The following is a 16,910-nucleotide window of genomic DNA, read 5'->3' as shown; positions in this document are numbered from 1 at the left end:
CGCAGGGTAGACCCGTTTGTTACTGGACGGTAGCCCTCAACCTACTGAACGGTAGCCCCCATCGAACGGACGATCTCCATCGATCTCCGGGCCGAGGCGGCGCACGCCTCGCCGGCAGAACCGGGGCAGTACTCCAACCGGCCCGGCCCGCTGTCCAGCCGCATCCACGTGGGCAGCGCCTCGGCCTTCGACACCCGCCACACCCCGGGCGCCGTCTCGGTGAACGTGAACCGGGGCATCACCCCGTCCCGGGTGACCAGCGACTGGTTCTGCCACGCGACCTGGTTGCCCATGCCGTACGCGACCCACTTGTCGCCGAGCCTCTCGAACGGCTGCACGACGTGCACGTGGGCGCCCAGGATCAGGTCCACATCCGGGGAGGCCAGCAGGTCGCGCGCCGTGGCCTGCTGGAAGTCGTCGGCCTCGTGCTGGTACTCCGTCCCCCAGTGCACGCTCACGATCACCACCTCCGCCCCGGCGGCCCGGGCCCGGCGCGCCTCGTCCAGCACCGCCCGGACGTCGAGCGCGTTGGCGATCCACTCCTTGCCCTCCGGCCGGACGAGACCGTTGAAGGAGAACGTGTACGACAGGTGCGCGATCTGGACACCCCGCGCGTACACCAGAGTCGGCGTGTCGTGTTCGCGCTGGTCACGGTGGCTGCCGGCGTGCCGGAGTCCAGCGGCTTCCAGCACGTCCAGGGTCCGGTACACGCCCCGCTCCCCCACGTCGAGCGTGTGGTTGGACGCCGTGGAGCAGGAGTCGTAGCCGACATCCTTGAGGGTCACCGCGACCTGTGGCGGCACGTTGAACAGCGGATAGCCCGAGAACGGCCCGGCCGGCTCGCCGAGCGGGGTCTCCATGTGGCAGATCGCCAGGTCCGCCTCCGACACGACAGGTTTCACAGCCGCGAACATCGGCCCGAAGTCGTACCCGGTGCCGCCGGCGTCCTGTTTGGCCGTGTTCCACAGCGACTCGTGCAGCAGCACGTCCCCCGCGCCGAGCACCGTGAACTCGCGCGGGGTCCAGGTCGAGGCGGCCGAGGCGACGGCGGTCGGTTGCGGTGCGGCCCAACGGGTACCGGCCGGCGAGGAGCACCCACCGAGGGCCAGAACCACGGCCACGGCGAGTACCCCCCGCGTCGGCGACACCACCTCAGACTATTCCAGCGGCCACGTGTGCACGGGCGCATTCGCAGCTGAGTACCGTCGATATCTGGCCAGCATCTCCCGGAGCGCCGCCGACCGGTCGAGCCCGGACTTCTCCAGCTTGTTGACCATCGCGGTCTGCCAGGTCGCCCCGGTCCGGCGCAGCGCGCACCGCCGTTCGATGATGCCGAGCAGCCGGTCCCGGACCTCCGGGTCCACCCCGAACCGGTCCAGTCCCTCGTAGGCGAGCGGCAGCAGGCGTTCCAGCAGCAGGTCGGAGAAGCGGCCCTCGCCCTCGCCCGGCCACTGGCCGACGCCCTCGATCCCGCGCCGGGCCGCCGAGTAGAAGTTCGCCTCGGCGGCGGTGAACGGCAGCTTCGTCCATACCGGACGGTCCTCCTCCGCCAGGGTGCGGACCAGGCCGTAGTACAGGGCGGCGTTGGCCATCATGTCGACGACCGTGGGGCCGGCGGGGAGGACCCGGTTCTCGACCCGCAGGTGCGGGCGGCCGTCCATGACGTCGTACACCGGGCGGTTCCAGCGGTAGACCGTGCCGTTGTGCAGCCGGAGCTCGCCGAGCCTGGGGATGCCGCCGGAGCGGAGGACCTCCAGTGGGTCCTCGGCCTCCATCAGCGGGAGCAGCGGGGGGAAGTACCGCACGTTCTCCTCGAACAGGTCGAAGATCGAGGTGATCCAGCGTTCGCCGAACCACACCCGGGGCCGGACCCCCTGCACCCGCAACTCCTCGGGGCGCACGTCGGTGGCCTGGGTGAACAGAGCGATCCGGGTCTCCGACCACAGCCGGTGCCCGAACGCGTAGGGCGAGTTGGAGCCCACCGCCAACTGGACGGCGGCGATGGCCTGCGAGGCGTTCCAGTACGCGGGGAACTGTTCGGGGGAGACCTGGAGGTGGAACTGGATGCTCGTACAGGCGGCCTCCGGGGCGATCGAGTCCATCGTGGTCGTGAACCGCTCGACCCCGCGGATGTCGATCTCCATGTTCTCGCCGCGCTCGTTCATGATCTGGCTGTTCAGCAGGCGGTAGCGCGGATTCTCCGACAGGTTCTCCAGCACCGTGTGCTCGGGTTCCAGCGTCGGAAGGATACCGATCAGGGCCACTCCCGCGTCGGCCTTGGCGGCACGTTCCTCCAGCTGGGCGAGGGTGGCGCGCAGCCCCGCCTCGTACGCGGCGAGACCGTCCTCGGCGATCAGCCGGGGTGGGACGTTGATCTCCAGGTTGAACTGGCCCAACTCCGTCTGGAGCATCGGGCTGGCCATGTACGTCAGGATCTCGGCGTTCTTCATCGCCGGGTTGGATTCTCCGTCCACAAGGTTGAGTTCGATCTCCAGCCCCGTCAGCGGACGGTCTGCGTCGAATCGAAGTTCGTCAAGCATGAGAGCGAACACGTCGAGGCAACGGCGGACCTTCTGTCGGTATCTCTGCCGGTCGTCATGTGTGAACTCACGCTGCTGGACGTCCCTGCCCATCGATTCTCCTGGATGGTCGGTCGCGGCGGTGAGCTTCCTAGGTTAGGGGGATCGCGCACCCACGGCTAGTACCCAATCGCATAGCGTATTCACTCATGTCGCTAATCGGACAAAAAGTGGGGCACCCGAGGGTGCCCCACCTGCCTTGCCGACCTGGAGTTACGAGCGGATCGCCTCGGCCTCGATCTCAATCTTGATCTTCTTGCTGACGAGCACGCCGCCGGTCTCCAGCGTGGCGTTGAACGTCATGCCGAACTCCTCGCGGTCGATCTCGGTCGTCGCGGAGAACCCGATGACCTCCTGGCCCCACGGGCTCTTGGCGATGCCCTCGAACTCGACCGCCAGCTCGACCTGCTTGGTCACGCCGCGGATGGTGAGGTCGCCGTTCAGGACGAACTCGTTGCCGTCCACGTCCTTGACACCGGTGGAGACGAAGGTGATCGTCGGGAAGGTGTCGATCCCGAGAAACTCGTCGGTCTTGACGTGACCGTCACGCTGCTCGTTGTTGGTGGTGAAGCTCGACGCCTGGATGGTCACGTTGACCGAGGACTCCAACGGGTTCTCGGCGACGGTGATCTCACCGGCGAACTCCCCGAAGGAACCGCGGACCTTGCTCACCATCATGTGACGGGCGAGGAAGCCCACCCGGCTGTGCGCCACATCCAGGGCGAACGTGCCGGCGGTGGGGATGGTCAGGCCGTTGAGGTCGCGGGTGACGATCGCGGCGGCTTCGTTGCTCATTGGATGCCCTCTTCAATGTCGGAAGTTTCGTTGCTCAGGCAACTATACACACAGCAATCATTGACTTGTCAACTACTGATAGGCTGGGTCACATGAACGCGTACGAGGACCCCCGCATCACGGCGTTCGGCCTGCTCACTGAGGTGCATAACGGACTAATGATCCGATTGTCCCAGGACCCGGCCGGCCGTGGCCTGTCCGCCCCCGAGTTCAGCGTGTTGATCCGGCTGGCCCGCAGTCCCGGCCAGAAGCTCCGCCTCTCCGACCTGGCCACCCAGACCAGCCTGTCGACCAGCGGCGTGACCCGGCTCGTCGACCGGCTGGAGACCAGGAACCTGATCGTCCGGGAGCCGTGCCCGACGGACCGGCGCAGCGCGTTCGCCGTGCTCACGCCGGGCGGGGTCACGCTGGTCAACGAGCTGGCCGCCGAGAATGTCAAGATCATTGACCGGTGGTTCACGGGCCTGCTCGACCCCGAACAACTAGAGACCTTTCTGGGTACGCTGCGCGTGATCCGCGACGAGGTGCACCCGGGGGCGACGGCCGGGGCCTGAGTGGGTCAGCCCGGCGCGCCAGTCGACGGGGACCACGACCGCTGCCCGGATCCCAGCCCCGTGCGCCCGGTGTCGGGTCGAGCGGCCCCGGAGCCATGGTCGGGCGCACCGGGGCCAGTGCCGCCCGTCCGGTCCCGGGTCGCCGCGCGGCCGATCAGCAGAACTCGTCCATCAGCCGGTAGAACGCGATCTTCGCCGGGTCGGGCTCGACCCCGTACCGGCTGAGGAACCGCTCCGCCGCCCACGGCCCGAACTGCGCGTTCATCTCGCTCGTCATCGACCGGGTCGCGATCGCCAGGTCCACCCACCGGTCCGCGACCCCCATCCGCCCCGCGTCGATCACGCCCGTGACCCGGCAGGTGTCCGGCGCGAACAGGACATTCGGCAGGCACAGGTCGCCGTGCGTGACGACCAGGTCCTCGTCGGCCGGCTGGGTGCGGCCCAGCTCCTCGACCAGTTGGTCGCGCGTCCAGCCCGCCCGCTCCACGTCCAGGTCGTCGAGGTCGGGTTCGGCGTTGAGCGCCTCGCGCAGGGTGACGTGCAGCGACCGGTCGTAGGGGCACTCCTCCACCGGCAGGGCGTGCAGCTTCAGCAGCAGGTCGGCGAGCGCGTCGATCACCCGGGGCCGCAGCTCGACGGGCCACGGGTCGGCCGCCGACCGGCCGGGCACCTCGGCGGTGATCAGGTAGCCGGGGCCGCAGTCGAGCACCTCCGCGGTCGGGATGCCGGCGTCGCGCAGCCACCGCAGCCGGGCGCCCTCGGCCTCCAGGTCCAGCCTCGGATCGTCGGAGGTCTTGCGGAACATGCCCTCCCGCCACTCGACCACCGCGCCGGACTTGCCGATCTCCACCGGGTGCCAGGTCACCTGTTCCCACCTCTCGTGTTGTCGACGTTCAGATTGTCAGGTCAGGTGGGGGTCCCGGCGGACGTGGCCGCCGTTGGGACCGGACGGGAGGTCGGCCGGCGTGTCACCGCCGCACCGGGCCGCCGGTCGGCGCGCAGGCCCGGGCGCGGATCGACGCCGTGTACCCGGTCCGGCCCGGCTGGCCCGGTCCACACACAGGCCCGGGCGCGGAGCCGATGGAGTCCCCGTCTCCGCGCGTTCCCCGGGAATTGTCACACCGCGCCGCTACGGTCGGCCCATGCGATACGGATTCGTGCTGCCGTACGGTGACGCCCGCCAGACCGCCGAGCTGGCCGTGATCGCCGAGGAGTCCGGCTGGGACGCCTTCTTCGTCTGGGAGCCGGTGTGGGGCATCGACGCGTGGGTCGCGCTGACCGCCGCCGCGATGCGCACCGAGCGGATCAGGCTCGGCACCATGCTCACCCCGCTGGCCCGCCGCAAGCCGTGGGACCTCGCCGGCCAGGTCGCGACGCTCGACAACCTGTCCGGCGGCCGGGTGATCCTGTCGGTGGGGATGGGCGCGGTGCACGACGGCTGGAAGGCGTTCGAGGCCGACGAGGGCCTGCGGATCCGCGCGGAGAAGCTCGACGAGGGCCTCGACATAGTCGCCGGCCTGTGGTCGGGCGACCCGTTCACGTTCGACGGCAAGCACTACCAGGTGCGGCCCACCGACTTCCACGTCCCGCCGCCGCCGGTGCAGCGTCCCCGGGTGCCGGTCTGGGTGGTCGGCGCGTGGCCCCGTCCGAAGTCGATGCGCCGGGCCGCCCGGTGGGACGGCTGGCTGCCCAACTACCTGCCGAAGGACGGCTCCGAGGGCGGGATCCCGCCGGTGGAGGAGGTGCCCAGGGCGGTCGAGTGGCTGCGGAAGGAGCGCGGTTCCCTCGACGGGTACGAGATCGTGATGGAGGGCCACACGCCCACCGACGACCCGGCGGCGGCCGCCGAGCAGGTCCGCCGGTGGGCCGACGCGGGGGTCACGTTCTGGCTGGAGGCCAACTGGGGGCTGGAGCCGGAGCAGATCTTCGAGGCCAGCGCCGCCCGGCTCGCGGCGGGCCCGCCCTCGGGGCACGGGGTCTGATACCAAAGAGGCATGAGAGCACCTATTCCGTACGAGTTCCTGCCGGCCGTGCCGGAGTTCACCCTGAAGAGCGACGACCTGGCGCACGGCGGCCGGGTTCCCGACGCCCAGGTCTACAACCGGGGCAACGTGTCCCCGCAGCTGTCCTGGTCGGGCTTCCCGGCGGAGACCCAGGGCTTCGCGGTGACCTGCTTCGACCCGGACGCCCCGACGGGCAGCGGTTTCTGGCACTGGCTGCTGTTCGACGTGCCGGCCGACGTGACCAGCCTGGAGTCGGGTGCGGCCGGGCCGCTCGGTTCGGTGACGACCCCCAACGACTACGGCCAGCCGGGCTACGGCGGCCCGTGCCCGCCCCCGGGCCCCGCGCACCGGTACGTGTTCGCGGTGCACGCGCTGGATGTGCCGGCCCTGGGCCTGTCGGGGGACGCCCGGCCGCCGTCGGTGGGCTTCACGGTCACGGCGCACACGATCGGGCGCGCGATTCTGGTGGCGGAGTTCGGCTTCTAGCGAGCGGCCCGATCATGGTCAACGGGCAGTGACGCTCCGGTTGGCCTGGAGATGCCCCCAAGACGTCTCCAGGACCAACCGGAGCTCGTTCCCGAGTGGGTGTCACCCCCGTGGTGCCCCCAGCAATCCACCCACTCGGCCCCATGTACGTGCCCTCAGGAAGGGACATTAGCCGGGTGATTTCCCCGCTTTGCCCGAAAAGATGGCACCTGAAGATCAACCGGCGGAACTTCTGCCGCTAGTTCTGCCGGTCACGAGTGCTGCGCGAATCCCCGGCGTCAGGTAAACGTCACAGCAGTTGGGTAAGGGCCTTCTGCTCGCGGGGTACCAGGTTCATCGCCAACACGCTCCGTAGCCGGTCGAGCCGGGTCAGTGCGTCCGACCGTTCGGCCGGGTCCTCGGTGCTCACGGCGAGTCCGACGAGCGCTTCCAGGGCGTCGCGCGCGTCGTGCTGCTCGGTCAGCTGCTCGACGGCGGCGGCGAACCGGAGCGCGGCGAGCGGCCGTTCGCCCCGGCTCAGGGCCACGTACCCCTCGACGGAGGTGCACAGCCCCCGGACGGCCCGGTTGGTGTCGTAGCCGGGCCGGGCCCGCAGGTCGGCGAGCACCGCGACGGCGTCGGTGACCCGGCCGTCCTGGGCGTACGCGAGCGCGGCCGTGCACAGCAGGCGCAGGTGCAGCCCGGGTTCGCCGAGGTCCACGAGCAGCGGCATGGCCTGGCGCGCGATGAGGATGGCGTCGGCGTACCGCATGTCGAGGCGGGCCACCTCCGCGAGGTTGATCCGGACGATGACGATCAGCCGGGTGTCGTCGATCTGCCGGGCGAGGCGTTCGGCGGCTTCGAGCCTGGTCCGGCCGGCCGCGAGGTCCCCGGCCCGGATGTCGTGCCAGAACAGGTTGTTCTGCGCCACCACGGCGTCCCGGGGCTGGCCGGTGCGCTGGGCGACCCCGACGGCGGCGTGCGCGTGGTGGTACGCCCCGGCGTGGTCCCCGAGCGCCTGGCACACCCCGGCGGCCATGCCGTGCGCCTGGAGTTCGCCGGCCGTGTCCCCGGCCTCGACGAACACGGCGATGGCGGCGTGCAGCGCGGGCAGCCCGGCGTTGGCCCGGCCCGGTTCGTGGGCGAGCATGACGAGCCCGAGGGTGGCCCAGGCCCAGGTGAGCCGGTCGACGTCGGCGACTCTGGGGTCCGCGAGCAGGCCGGCGAGGGCCTTTTCGCCCTCTTCGCTGCGGCCTCGGGCGCGCCAGTACCGGGGCAGGCGGGCGGCGATCCGCAGCGCCGCGCACGGGTCCTCGCGGGAGGCCCAGACGAGCGCGTACCGGATCTCGCTGTAGATGTCCGACAGCCGGGTGATGGCCGCCTTCTGGCCGGGCCCGGTCAGCCCGGCGGACAGGGCGACGACCTGGTCGGCGATCAGCGCGGCGTGCCGGGCGCGGAGTCCGCGCAGCTCCTCGGGGGAGGTGCACTCGACGGCGTAGTCGCGGACGACGTCGAGGAGCCGGAACCGCAGGTCGGTACCCGGCAGCAGGGTGACCAGGCCCAGCGAGGCGAGCCGGTCGACGGTGGGCACGATGTCGGTCTCGGCGAGCGCCTCGGCGAGCTCCATCGACCACCGGCTGGCGAAGGTGGACAGCAGCCGCAGGGCGTGCCGTTCCTGCTCGTCGAGGAGCTGGTAGCTGCTGGCCACGGCCACGCGCAGGCCGGCGCCGAGGTCGAGGACCCGGCTGCCGTACCGGGCGAGGATCTCCACGACGCTGAGCACCCGGCCCCGGGCGGCGGCGAGTTCGAGCGCGTACGGCAGGCCGCCGAGGCGTTCGACCAGTTCGCCGAGCGCGTCGCGTTCGTCGTCGGAGACCTCGTGCGCGCGGACCCGGCGTAATCGGTCGAGGAAGAGGAGCGCGGCGGGCTGGGGTTCCAGGGGCTGGAGCGGGCGCTGGTACTCCCCCGGCAGGCCGAGCGGGTGCCGGCCGGTGGCGAGGATGCGGATGCCGGGCACGTGTCGGCGCAGTACCCCCAGTGCTTCCACCACGGCCGAGGGCGAGCGTTCCACGGCGTCGAGCAGGAGCAGCGCGGGCTGGCCCTGGAGCCGTTCGGGCAGCTCCTCGATCCGGACCACCTGGTAGGCGGCGGCGATGGCGGCGAGCACGTCGGCGTCCCCGGCCGCGTCGGTGACCGGCACGCAGGCGACCCCGCCCGGGTACCGGTCGGCGACCCGGTGCGCGGCGGCCAGCGCGAGGCTGCTCTTGCCGACCCCGGCGACCCCGACGAGGGTGACCATGTCCGCGACGACGAGCAGGTCGCCGAGTTCGATGATGGCGGCGTCCCGGCCGATCAGCGGCTGCACGGGTGGCAGGCTGCGGTCGGCGCCCTGCACGACGATGGCCTGGCCCCGGGCGGCGGCGTCGAACTCGGCCCGGTCCACCCCGGTCAGGGCGAGCGCGTCGGCGAGGAGTTCGACGGTGGCGCGCTGCGGGCGGGCGACGTGGCCGCGTTCGATGTCGCGGAGGGTGCGGATGCCGACCCGGGCCCGGGTGGCGAGTTCCACCTGGGTCAGGCCGGCCGCGCGGCGCAGGATCTTGAGCCGTTCCGCGAAGGTCATGTCCGGCTCCTGGCCGGCCACCAGTTCCAGCGGTCCAGCATCGTCATCGACGCCGGCAGCAGCAGGCCACGGATGACCGTCACGTCCAGGACGACGGCGATCAGCATGCCGACCCCGATCTCGCGCACGGCGCTGAGCTGGCCGACCGCGAAGCCGGCGAACACCAGGCAGATGCACAGCGCGGCGGCGGTGACGACGGGTCCGGTGCTGGTCACGCCCGCGAGCACGGCGCGGTCGGTGTTCGGGTCGCGCCGCCACGCCTCGGTGATCCGGGACAGCAGGAACACCTCGTAGTCGCAGGACAGCCCGAAGACGAACACGAAGAGGAGTACCGGCGTGGTGAGGTCGAGCCGGCCGAACAGGAGACTGAGCAGCCCGAAGGTCGCGCCGACACTGAGAACATTGAAGATCAGGGCCTTGACGGGTACGACGAGCGAGCCGGTCAGCCAGAACAGCAGCCCGAACGTGGCCACGAACACGATCAGCACCGCCCAGGGCAGCCGCTGCGCGACCGAGGACTTGTAGTCGACGATCTCGGCGGCCTCTCCCCCGACCAGTACCCGGAAAGGGGTCGGAACGGCGCGCACGGCCTCGACGAGATTGCGGGCCTGGGCCCCGGCGGTGTCGCCCTTCGGGGTGAGCTGGATGACCGTGGCGCCGTCGGGGGCGTCGGAGTCGAGGGCGAGCCGGTGCAGGCCGGGCAGGCGCTGGAGCTGGTTGAGGTAGGCGCGCAGCTCGGGTTTCGCGTCGTCCACCTCGGCGACGATCTCCACCGGCCGGGCGAGCGCCCCGGTGAGCTTCTGGTACGCGTCGTGGGCCCGGCGCGCCTCCTGGCTCTGCGGTAGCGCCCGCGCGTCGGAGTTCTCCAGGTCCACGCTGGCGAACGGCACCGCGAGCAGCACGAGCACCAGGACGGTCCACAGCGCGACCGGCCCGGGGCGCTTCTGCGCGAACGCGGCGAGCCGGGGCAACACGGAGTCGGTCACCTTCGCGGCCCTGATCCGGTGCCCCCACACGCCGAGCAGCGCGGGTACCAGGGTCACGGCGGTGGCCGCCGCGATCAGCACGACGACGCAGCCGCCGAGTGCCATGGACACCAGCAGCGGCTCGGCGAACACGAGCAGGCCGAGGAGCGCGGCGGCGATGGTGAGCGCGGAGACGACGATGGTGCGGCCCGCGCGGCTGCCGGCCTCGGCGACCGCGTCGGGGACGTCGGCCCCGGCGGCGCGGGCCTCGCGGAACCGGGCGACGATCAGCAGCGAGTAGTCCACGGCGAGGCCGAGCCCCAGCAGCGTGACGATGTTGACCGTGTACTCGCTGACCGGCGCGACCCGGGCCAGCCCGACCAGGGCCAGGAACGTGGCGCTGATCGACGTGAGCGCGACGAGCAGCGGGGTGGCCGCGCCCAGGAACCCGCCGAAGATCAGGAACAGCGCGACGATCAGCAGCGCGAACGCGACGCCCTCCCCGACCGCCAGGTCCTTGACCGACTGGTCGGCGAACGCACGCTCGGCCAGCTCCTTGCCGCCGACCAGCACGCTCGGTGCCGGAATGGTGTGCAGGAGCGCGGTCACCTCGTCCTCGACGCCGTGCCGTTCGTCCTCGGTGAGGTTCTGGCGCAGGGTCACCCGGACCGTCGTTGTCCGGTTGTCGCCACTGACCTGACCGCCGGGCGAGGAGTACAGGTCGTCCACGTCCACCACGAGGTCGAGCTTCTTGATCTTGGCGGCGACGTCCTGCACGGCCCGGCCGAACGGCTCCTCGTACACGTCCAGCCCGCCGACCACGGCGATGATCACCGGACCCTCGGGAATCAGCTGTTCGAGCCGGTCAGCGGCCTTTTTCGACTCGGCGTGCGGACTGAGGGTCGGGGTCTCGCCCAGGTGGTCGAAGACACCCCCGCCGAGGGTGCCACCGAGCACGGCGACCACCACCCAGAAGGCGATGACACCGTGGCGGAACTTGTACCCAACTCGACCCAGCACCCCGGCACTAAAACACACCGGGGCGGGGGGTGGAAGGGCCGGTCGGGTATGCGACGGAGCGTGACCCCCAGAAAGGGGACGCCGGTCCAGCAAACGGTGCGCAGGCGGGAGGACCAGCACCGGACCGGAGTGATCGACACCGGGCGGTTACGGAGAGTGCCGACGACTCCGGGTGCCGTCCGAAGTCGGGCCACTGGCGCCCCTGGTCAGGTCCGGCCGGCACGGGTCAGGCTCACTGGGACGCGGCGGTCGTCAGCTCGGCGGAGCGGAGCCGCGCGATCCGGTGCTCCCGGAGCCGCGCGGTGACCAGGTAGGCCACGGCGGCCGCGACGCCCAGGACGAGGCAGAGGATCCACAGCGCCTCGCCGTGGCTGTGCAGCAGGTACCCGGCCAGCAGCGGGGCGGCGAACCTCGACAGTTGGCTCGCCGACGAGAAGATCCCGAAGTACCGGCCGCGCAGATGGCCCGGGGCCAGCCCGGCGACGCTGGCGTCGAGTACGGAGAAGTAGGCCATCTCGCCGAGCGTCCACACGGCGACGGTCACGGCGTAGAACCAGGCCACGTCGGCCAGCGCGGTCAGCCCGAAGCCGGCCCCGACGAGGAACACCCCGAGCGCGAGGACCTTCGAATGGGCCCGGTCGCGGATCAGGCGGGGCAGGAAGAGCTGCCCGACCACGATCAGCAGGGTGTTGACGACGTAGATCCAGCCGTAGGCGGTCGCGTCCAACCCGTCGCCCTGCACGGCCAGCGGCAGCCCGGCGTTGCTCTGCTTGAAGATCAGCTGGAAGACGAAGAACAGGACGACGAAGGTCAGGAAGACCCGGTCGGTGAGGACGTCGCGCAGCGAACCGGGGGCGGCCGGCCCGGACCCGGCGGCGACCGGCCGGGTCTCCGGTACCAGGGCGAACATGATCGTCGCGAGTACCGCGACCCCCGCCGCGTCGACCGCGAAGAGCAGGAAGAAGTCGGCCCGCATCGCGATCGGGGCGAGCAGGGCCGCCACGGAGGTACCGATGTTGATCGACCAGTAGTTGATGCTGAACGCCCTGGTCCGGTCGGCCTCGGCGACCACGTCGGTGACGAGCGCGCTGCTCGCCGTGCCCGCGACCGACATGCCCAGCCCGTTGAGCAGCATCATCGTGAGCACCACGGGCAGGTCGGGGCTCAGGCCGGTGCCGATCAGGGACACCACGCAGATCAGATAGCCCGTGATCGCGGTGCGGCGCCGGCTCCAGCGGTCGGCGAGCACGCCGCCCAGGGTGCTGCCGAGGACGCTGCCGACGCCGGCCACCGCGAGCACGACGCCGACCTCGGTGGCCGTGAAGCCCCGCGCGCTCCGCAGGTAGAAGGTGAGGAAGATCAGTACGAAAGAGGCGATGTTGCCGATCAGGGTGATGCTCCACAGGTACCAGAAGGTCCTGGGCAGTCCGCCTGTCGTCTCCCGCAGCCAGCGGTTCAGGGATTCCATGGCTGTGATCCTGTTTTCCAGTGGACCGAAAGTAAACTCCACTTCGATGAAGGAAAACTGGTCCACTTTCCGGGAACTGCTGCTGCCCACCGCCGGCCCCCGGGGCCTGGAGCGCGCCCTGCGGGAGGCGATCCGCGCCGGGCACCTGCCCGCGGGCATGCGGCTGCCCTCCACCCGGGACCTCGCCGGTCAGCTCGGCATCGCCAGGGGCACCGTCACCGCCGCCTACGACCAGCTCGCCGCCGAGGGGTACCTGGAGGCCCGGCGCGGCTCGGGCACCCGGATCGCCCTCGCCTCCGCCGCCACCTCCGCCACCGTCGAGCCGACCGCCGCGCGACCGGTGCGCTGGGAGCACGAGCTGCGGACCGGGATGCCGGCGCTCGGCGCGTTCCCCAGGACCGCGTGGAGCTCCGCCTGCCGGGCCGCCCTCAACGGCCTGTCCGACCACGACCTGGGCTACCCGGAGGCCGCCGGGTTGCCGGCACTGCGCGGCGAACTCGCCGGCTACCTGGCCCGGGTCCGCGCGATGGCCGTCCGACCCGAGGACGTGGTGGTCACGCACGGCTCGGCGGAGGGGCTGGCGCTCCTGGTCCGTTCGCTGCGGCAGGCCGGCCACACGGAGCTCGCCGTGGAGGATCCCAGCTACCCGGGCCAACTCGAACTGATCATCGAGCACGGGCTCCGACCGGTGCCGGTCCGGGTCGACGACGAGGGCCTGAGGGTCGCCGACCTGATGGGTACCGGATGCCGGGCCGTGGTGGTCACGTCCGCGCACCAGTACCCGCTGGGCGTGGCGCTCAGCCCCCGGCGCCGGCGGGCCCTGGTGAAGTGGGCCGGCACCGTGGACGGCACGATCATCGAGGACGACTACGACGCGGAGCACCGCTACGACCGCCCGGCGCACGCGGCCCTCCAGGCGCTCGCCCCCGACCGGGTCGCCTACCTCGGTACGACGAGCAAGACGCTCGCCCCGGGTCTCCGGCTCGGCTGGCTCGTCCTGGCGGGGAGACACCGGGCGCCGATCGTGGAGAGCAAGCGGCTGCACGACCGGGGCAACGGGGTCCTCGAACAGGCCGGCTTCGCCGAACTGCTCCGATCGGGCGGCTACGACCGGCACCTGCGCAGCACCCGGCGCCTCTACCGGCAACGCCGCGACGCCCTGCTGTCCGAACTGGCGGCCCGCGTCCCGGAGTGGCAGCCGATCGGCATCGCGGCCGGCCTGCACGTGGTGCTGCGGCTGCCGCCCGGCACGAACGACCGGGAGTTGGCGGACCGGTTGGCCGACGACGGGATCCTGCTGGCGCCGCTGTCGGCCTACGCGATGACGACGGCACCCTTTCCGGGCCTGGTCATCGGTTACGGGAATGTCAGTGCCGGCAGGCTACGGGCCGCAGCGGCAGCCATCGCGGACTCGGTCGGGCGGCTCTAGCTCCGACGGGGCGCTCCATGCCTGGTTCCACCGGGCGCTTCGGGCCTGCGGAGCCGTGTCGGGGCACGGCGGGTGCCCTCGACCGGGCGCCGTCGACCGAGGCGCGGAGTGACGTGCACCTGGCGCGAGACAGGCGGCCGGGACTCGCAGGCGTGCCGGGTCACGGTGCCGGAATCTCGCCGGCCCGACGATCGGCCGCGCGTGGCCCGGTACCCGTCAAAGGTGGTGCGGCGGCCCAGGAAGCGGGCCGCCGCGTCGATCATCAGGCCAGCAGGTCCCGCGCGATCAGCATCCGCTGCACCTCACTGGTGCCCTCGCCGATCTCCAGGATCTTCGAGTCCCGCCAGAACCGGGCGACGGGGAACTCGTTCATGAAGCCGTAGCCGCCGTGGATCTGGGTCGCCTCACGGGCGCTGGTCACCGCGGCCTCGGACGAGTAGAGCTTCGCGATCGCGGCCTGGCGCTTGAACGGCTCGCCGGCGAGCATCCGGGCGGCCGCGTCGTAGTAGGCCAGCCGGCCGGTGTGCGCGCGCAGCTCCATGTCCGCGATCTTGAACTGGATCGCCTGGAAGTTCGCGATCGGCTGCCCGAACGCGTGCCGCTGCTTGGCGTACTTGACCGACTCGTCCACGCAGCCCTGCGCCAGCCCGACGGCCAGCGCCGAGATCGCGATCCGGCCCTCGTCGAGGATCCGGAGGAACTGCGCGTAGCCCCGGCCCCGCTCGCCGACCAGGTTCGACGCCGGCACCCGCACGTTGTCGAACGTCAGCTCGTGGGTGTCGGAGGCGTTCCAACCCACCTTCGAGTACCCGGGGGCCACGGTGAACCCGGGCGTCCCCGACGGCACGATGATGGAGGAGATCTCCTTCTTGCCGTTCGCGTCGACCCCGGTGACGGCCGTGACCGTGACCAGGCACGTGATGTCCGTACCCGAGTTGGTGATGAACGCCTTCGAGCCGTTGATCACCCACTCGTCGCCGTCGAGCTCCGCCCGGGTGGCCGTGCCGCCCGCGTCGGAGCCGAAGCCGGGCTCGGTCAGCCCGAAACCGGCGAGCCGCTTGCCGGACAGCAGGTCGGGCAGCCAGGTCTTCTTCTGCTCCTCGGTGCCGAACCGGTAGATCGGCATCGCGCCCAGGCCGATCGCGGCCTCCAGGGTGATCGCGACACTGGAGTCGACCCGGGCCAGCTCCTCCAGGGCGAGGCAGAGGGCGAGGTAGTCGCCGCCCATGCCGCCGACCTCTTCGGGGAACGGCAGGCCGAACAGGCCCATCTCGCCCATCTTGGCGATGATCTCGTACGGGAACGCGTGCCGCTCGTAGTAGTCCCCGATGACCGGGGCGATCTCCTTCTCGGCGAACTCGCGGACACTCTGGCGGAGGGCCTCGTGCTCGTCACTGAGCTTGAAGTCCATTGTGTACTCCTCATGGCGTGGCCGCGACCGGGGTCCGCCGGGCGGCTGGGCTGGTGGGAGGGCGGGTCGCGCCCTAGACCGGGGTGACGCCGTGTCGGCGACGGGAGAAGGAGCGGTCCTTGGTGCGGGCCGCCGCGTACCGGCGGATCAGCTCGCCCCGCAGGTCGGCCGGTTCCACGATCGTGTCGATGACCAGCTCGCTGGCGAGGCGCACGACGTCGATGTCCTCGTCGTACTCCCGGCGGCGGTCCGCCACGAACTGGTCGCGCTCCTCCTCGGGGAGGGCCGCGATCTTGTTCGCGTACACCGCGTTCACGGCGGCCTCCGCGCCCATCACCGCGATCTTGGCGGTGGGCAGCGCGATGGTCGCCTCGGGCTCGAAGCCGGGGCCGGCCATGGCGTACAGCCCCGCCCCGTACGCCTTGCGGACGACGACGCAGATCTTCGGGACCGTGGCCTCGCTGATCGCGGTGATCATCTTCGCGCCGTGCCGGATGATGCCCTGCCGCTCGACCACGGAACCGACCATGAAGCCGGGCACGTCGGACAGGAACAGCAGCGGCACGTTGAACGCGTCGCAGAGCTGCACGAACCGGCTGGCCTTGTCGGCCGAGTCGATGAACAGCACGCCGCCCTTGAACATCGAGTTGTTCGCGACGACGCCGATCACCTCGCCGTTGAGCCGGGCGAAGCCGATGGTCAGCTCCTTGGCCCACAGCGCGTGGATCTCGAAGAACGTGCCCTCGTCGACGATGCCCTTCACGTACCGGCGCATGTCGAACGCCTGGCGCTCGCTCGGCGGCACCATCGCGGCCAGGTCGACGCCGCTGGACGCGACCGGCTCGGCGACCGGCGGGGCCTGCTCCCAGTTCGACGGGAGGTAGGACAGGTACTCGCGGATCGTCTGGATCGCGGCCTCCTCCGTCTTGCACAGGAAGTGGCCCACCCCCGACTCCTTGCAGTGCACCGACGCGCCGCCCATGGCCTCCAGGGTGGTCTTCTCGCCGGTGACCATCTCGACCATGCGGTCCGAGCCCAGGTACATCGAGGCGTTGCCGTCGACCATCGCCACCACGTCGCAGAACGCGGGGATGTAGGCCCCACCGGCCGCGCTCGGCCCGAACAGCGCGCACGCCTGCGGGATCGAACCCGACGCCTTGACCTGGTTGTAGAAGATCTTCCCCGCGCCGCGCCGGCCCGGGAACAGGTCCACCTGGTCGGTGATCCGCGCGCCCGCCGAGTCGACGAGGTAGACCATCGGGACCCCGGTCTGGTACGCCCGCTCGATGATCCGGATGATCTTCTCCACGGTACGCGCGCCCCAGGAGCCCGCCTTGACCGTCGAGTCGTTGGCCATCAGACACACCGGCCGGCCGTCCACCCTCGCCGAGCCGGTGATGACACCGTCGGCGGGCAGGCCCTCGGCCAGCGCGTTCGCGTACATCCCGTCCTCGACGAAGCTGCCCTCGTCCACCAGCAGGGCGACCCGCTCCCGCGCGAAGAGCTTGCCCTTCGCCGCGTTCGCCGCGTGGTACTTCTCCGCGCCGCCCGCCTGGATCCGCTTCCGCAGATGCTCCAGACCTTCCACCGCTGCCGCCCTC

Annotated in this window: 12 protein-coding genes and 1 pseudogene; 4 read left to right on the top strand and 9 right to left on the bottom strand. The window is 71.2% G+C overall.

What is annotated here, in order from left to right; genetic code table 11:
• Window positions 1–41 precede the first annotated feature (41 nt).
• The 3 genes from AB0M43_RS30170 to AB0M43_RS30160 form a co-directional block, all read right to left on the bottom strand.
• Complete coding sequence (locus AB0M43_RS30170; protein WP_363729165.1) at window positions 42–1,148, bottom strand: CapA family protein; 1,107 nt, start codon at window positions 1,146–1,148, stop codon at window positions 42–44.
• A gap of 9 nt (window positions 1,149–1,157) precedes the next feature.
• Window positions 1,158–2,633, bottom strand: coding sequence for a glutamate--cysteine ligase (locus AB0M43_RS30165; RefSeq protein WP_363729164.1), 1,476 nt, complete (start codon window positions 2,631–2,633; stop codon window positions 1,158–1,160).
• Window positions 2,634–2,792: 159 nt separating this feature from the next.
• On the bottom strand, window positions 2,793–3,374 hold the full coding sequence (locus AB0M43_RS30160; RefSeq protein WP_363729163.1) for a YceI family protein: 582 nt from the start codon (window positions 3,372–3,374) through the stop codon (window positions 2,793–2,795).
• A gap of 92 nt (window positions 3,375–3,466) precedes the next feature.
• Between AB0M43_RS30160 and AB0M43_RS30155 the strand changes: the two genes are divergently transcribed.
• Window positions 3,467–3,928 carry a MarR family transcriptional regulator gene (locus AB0M43_RS30155; RefSeq protein ID WP_363729162.1) on the top strand — a complete coding sequence of 154 codons (462 nt, stop codon included), beginning with the start codon at window positions 3,467–3,469 and terminating at the stop codon, window positions 3,926–3,928.
• A 154-nt stretch (window positions 3,929–4,082) separates the two neighbouring features.
• On the opposite strand, the pseudogene AB0M43_RS30150 reads toward AB0M43_RS30155, so the two are convergent.
• Window positions 4,083–4,799: pseudogene (locus AB0M43_RS30150) on the bottom strand (APH(3') family aminoglycoside O-phosphotransferase); the annotation flags it as partial.
• 271 nt (window positions 4,800–5,070) lie between these two features.
• Here AB0M43_RS30150 and AB0M43_RS30145 point away from each other — a divergent pair.
• Both AB0M43_RS30145 and AB0M43_RS30140 read left to right on the top strand, forming a co-directional pair.
• Window positions 5,071–5,910, top strand: coding sequence for an LLM class flavin-dependent oxidoreductase (locus AB0M43_RS30145; protein ID WP_363729161.1), 840 nt, complete (start codon window positions 5,071–5,073; stop codon window positions 5,908–5,910).
• A gap of 12 nt (window positions 5,911–5,922) precedes the next feature.
• On the top strand, window positions 5,923–6,417 hold the full coding sequence (locus AB0M43_RS30140; RefSeq protein WP_363729160.1) for a YbhB/YbcL family Raf kinase inhibitor-like protein: 495 nt from the start codon (window positions 5,923–5,925) through the stop codon (window positions 6,415–6,417).
• Window positions 6,418–6,706: 289 nt separating this feature from the next.
• Here the strand turns inward: AB0M43_RS30140 and AB0M43_RS30135 are convergent, their stop codons facing one another.
• The 3 genes from AB0M43_RS30135 to AB0M43_RS30125 form a co-directional block, all read right to left on the bottom strand.
• The gene (locus tag AB0M43_RS30135) at window positions 6,707–9,016 is read right to left on the bottom strand and encodes a helix-turn-helix domain-containing protein (RefSeq protein ID WP_363729159.1); all 2,310 of its coding nucleotides are present in this window, start codon (window positions 9,014–9,016) and stop codon (window positions 6,707–6,709) included.
• Window positions 9,013–11,001: an MMPL family transporter gene (locus tag AB0M43_RS30130; protein ID WP_363729158.1), complete on the bottom strand. Its 1,989-nt coding sequence runs from the start codon at window positions 10,999–11,001 to the stop codon at window positions 9,013–9,015. Before AB0M43_RS30130 ends, AB0M43_RS30135 begins: the two co-directional genes overlap by 4 nt.
• A gap of 232 nt (window positions 11,002–11,233) precedes the next feature.
• Window positions 11,234–12,469, bottom strand: coding sequence for an MFS transporter (locus AB0M43_RS30125; protein WP_363729157.1), 1,236 nt, complete (start codon window positions 12,467–12,469; stop codon window positions 11,234–11,236).
• Between the two features lie 46 nt (window positions 12,470–12,515).
• Here AB0M43_RS30125 and AB0M43_RS30120 point away from each other — a divergent pair, with 46 nt between their 5' ends.
• The gene (locus AB0M43_RS30120; protein ID WP_363729156.1) at window positions 12,516–13,898 is read left to right on the top strand and encodes a PLP-dependent aminotransferase family protein; all 1,383 of its coding nucleotides are present in this window, start codon (window positions 12,516–12,518) and stop codon (window positions 13,896–13,898) included.
• Window positions 13,899–14,160: 262 nt separating this feature from the next.
• On the opposite strand, the gene AB0M43_RS30115 is transcribed toward AB0M43_RS30120, so the two are convergent.
• Window positions 14,161–15,309: an acyl-CoA dehydrogenase family protein gene (locus tag AB0M43_RS30115; RefSeq protein ID WP_363729155.1), complete on the bottom strand. Its 1,149-nt coding sequence runs from the start codon at window positions 15,307–15,309 to the stop codon at window positions 14,161–14,163.
• Window positions 15,310–15,382: 73 nt separating this feature from the next.
• Entirely contained in the window at window positions 15,383–16,897 is a 1,515-nt protein-coding gene (locus tag AB0M43_RS30110; RefSeq protein WP_363729154.1) for an acyl-CoA carboxylase subunit beta, read from the bottom strand.
• Window positions 16,898–16,910: the final 13 nt, after the last annotated feature.

This window comes from Longispora sp. NPDC051575 (genome assembly GCF_040681875.1).
Taxonomy (GTDB): Bacteria; Actinomycetota; Actinomycetes; order Mycobacteriales; family Micromonosporaceae; genus Longispora.
The sequence above is the reverse complement of the archived record's forward strand: the minus strand, read 5'-3'. Positions and strand labels throughout refer to the sequence as shown.

Coding starts and splice junctions, on each gene's coding strand:
- AB0M43_RS30165 (WP_363729164.1), bottom strand. CDS start 2,633: ATGGGCAGGGACGTCCAGCAGCGTGAGTTCACACATGACGACCGGCAG.
- AB0M43_RS30145 (WP_363729161.1), top strand. CDS start 5,071: ATGCGATACGGATTCGTGCTGCCGTACGGTGACGCCCGCCAGACCGCC.
- AB0M43_RS30125 (WP_363729157.1), bottom strand. CDS start 12,469: ATGGAATCCCTGAACCGCTGGCTGCGGGAGACGACAGGCGGACTGCCC.
- AB0M43_RS30120 (WP_363729156.1), top strand. CDS start 12,516: ATGAAGGAAAACTGGTCCACTTTCCGGGAACTGCTGCTGCCCACCGCC.
- AB0M43_RS30135 (WP_363729159.1), bottom strand. CDS start 9,016: ATGACCTTCGCGGAACGGCTCAAGATCCTGCGCCGCGCGGCCGGCCTG.
- AB0M43_RS30155 (WP_363729162.1), top strand. CDS start 3,467: ATGAACGCGTACGAGGACCCCCGCATCACGGCGTTCGGCCTGCTCACT.
- AB0M43_RS30160 (WP_363729163.1), bottom strand. CDS start 3,374: ATGAGCAACGAAGCCGCCGCGATCGTCACCCGCGACCTCAACGGCCTG.
- AB0M43_RS30140 (WP_363729160.1), top strand. CDS start 5,923: ATGAGAGCACCTATTCCGTACGAGTTCCTGCCGGCCGTGCCGGAGTTC.
- AB0M43_RS30115 (WP_363729155.1), bottom strand. CDS start 15,309: ATGGACTTCAAGCTCAGTGACGAGCACGAGGCCCTCCGCCAGAGTGTC.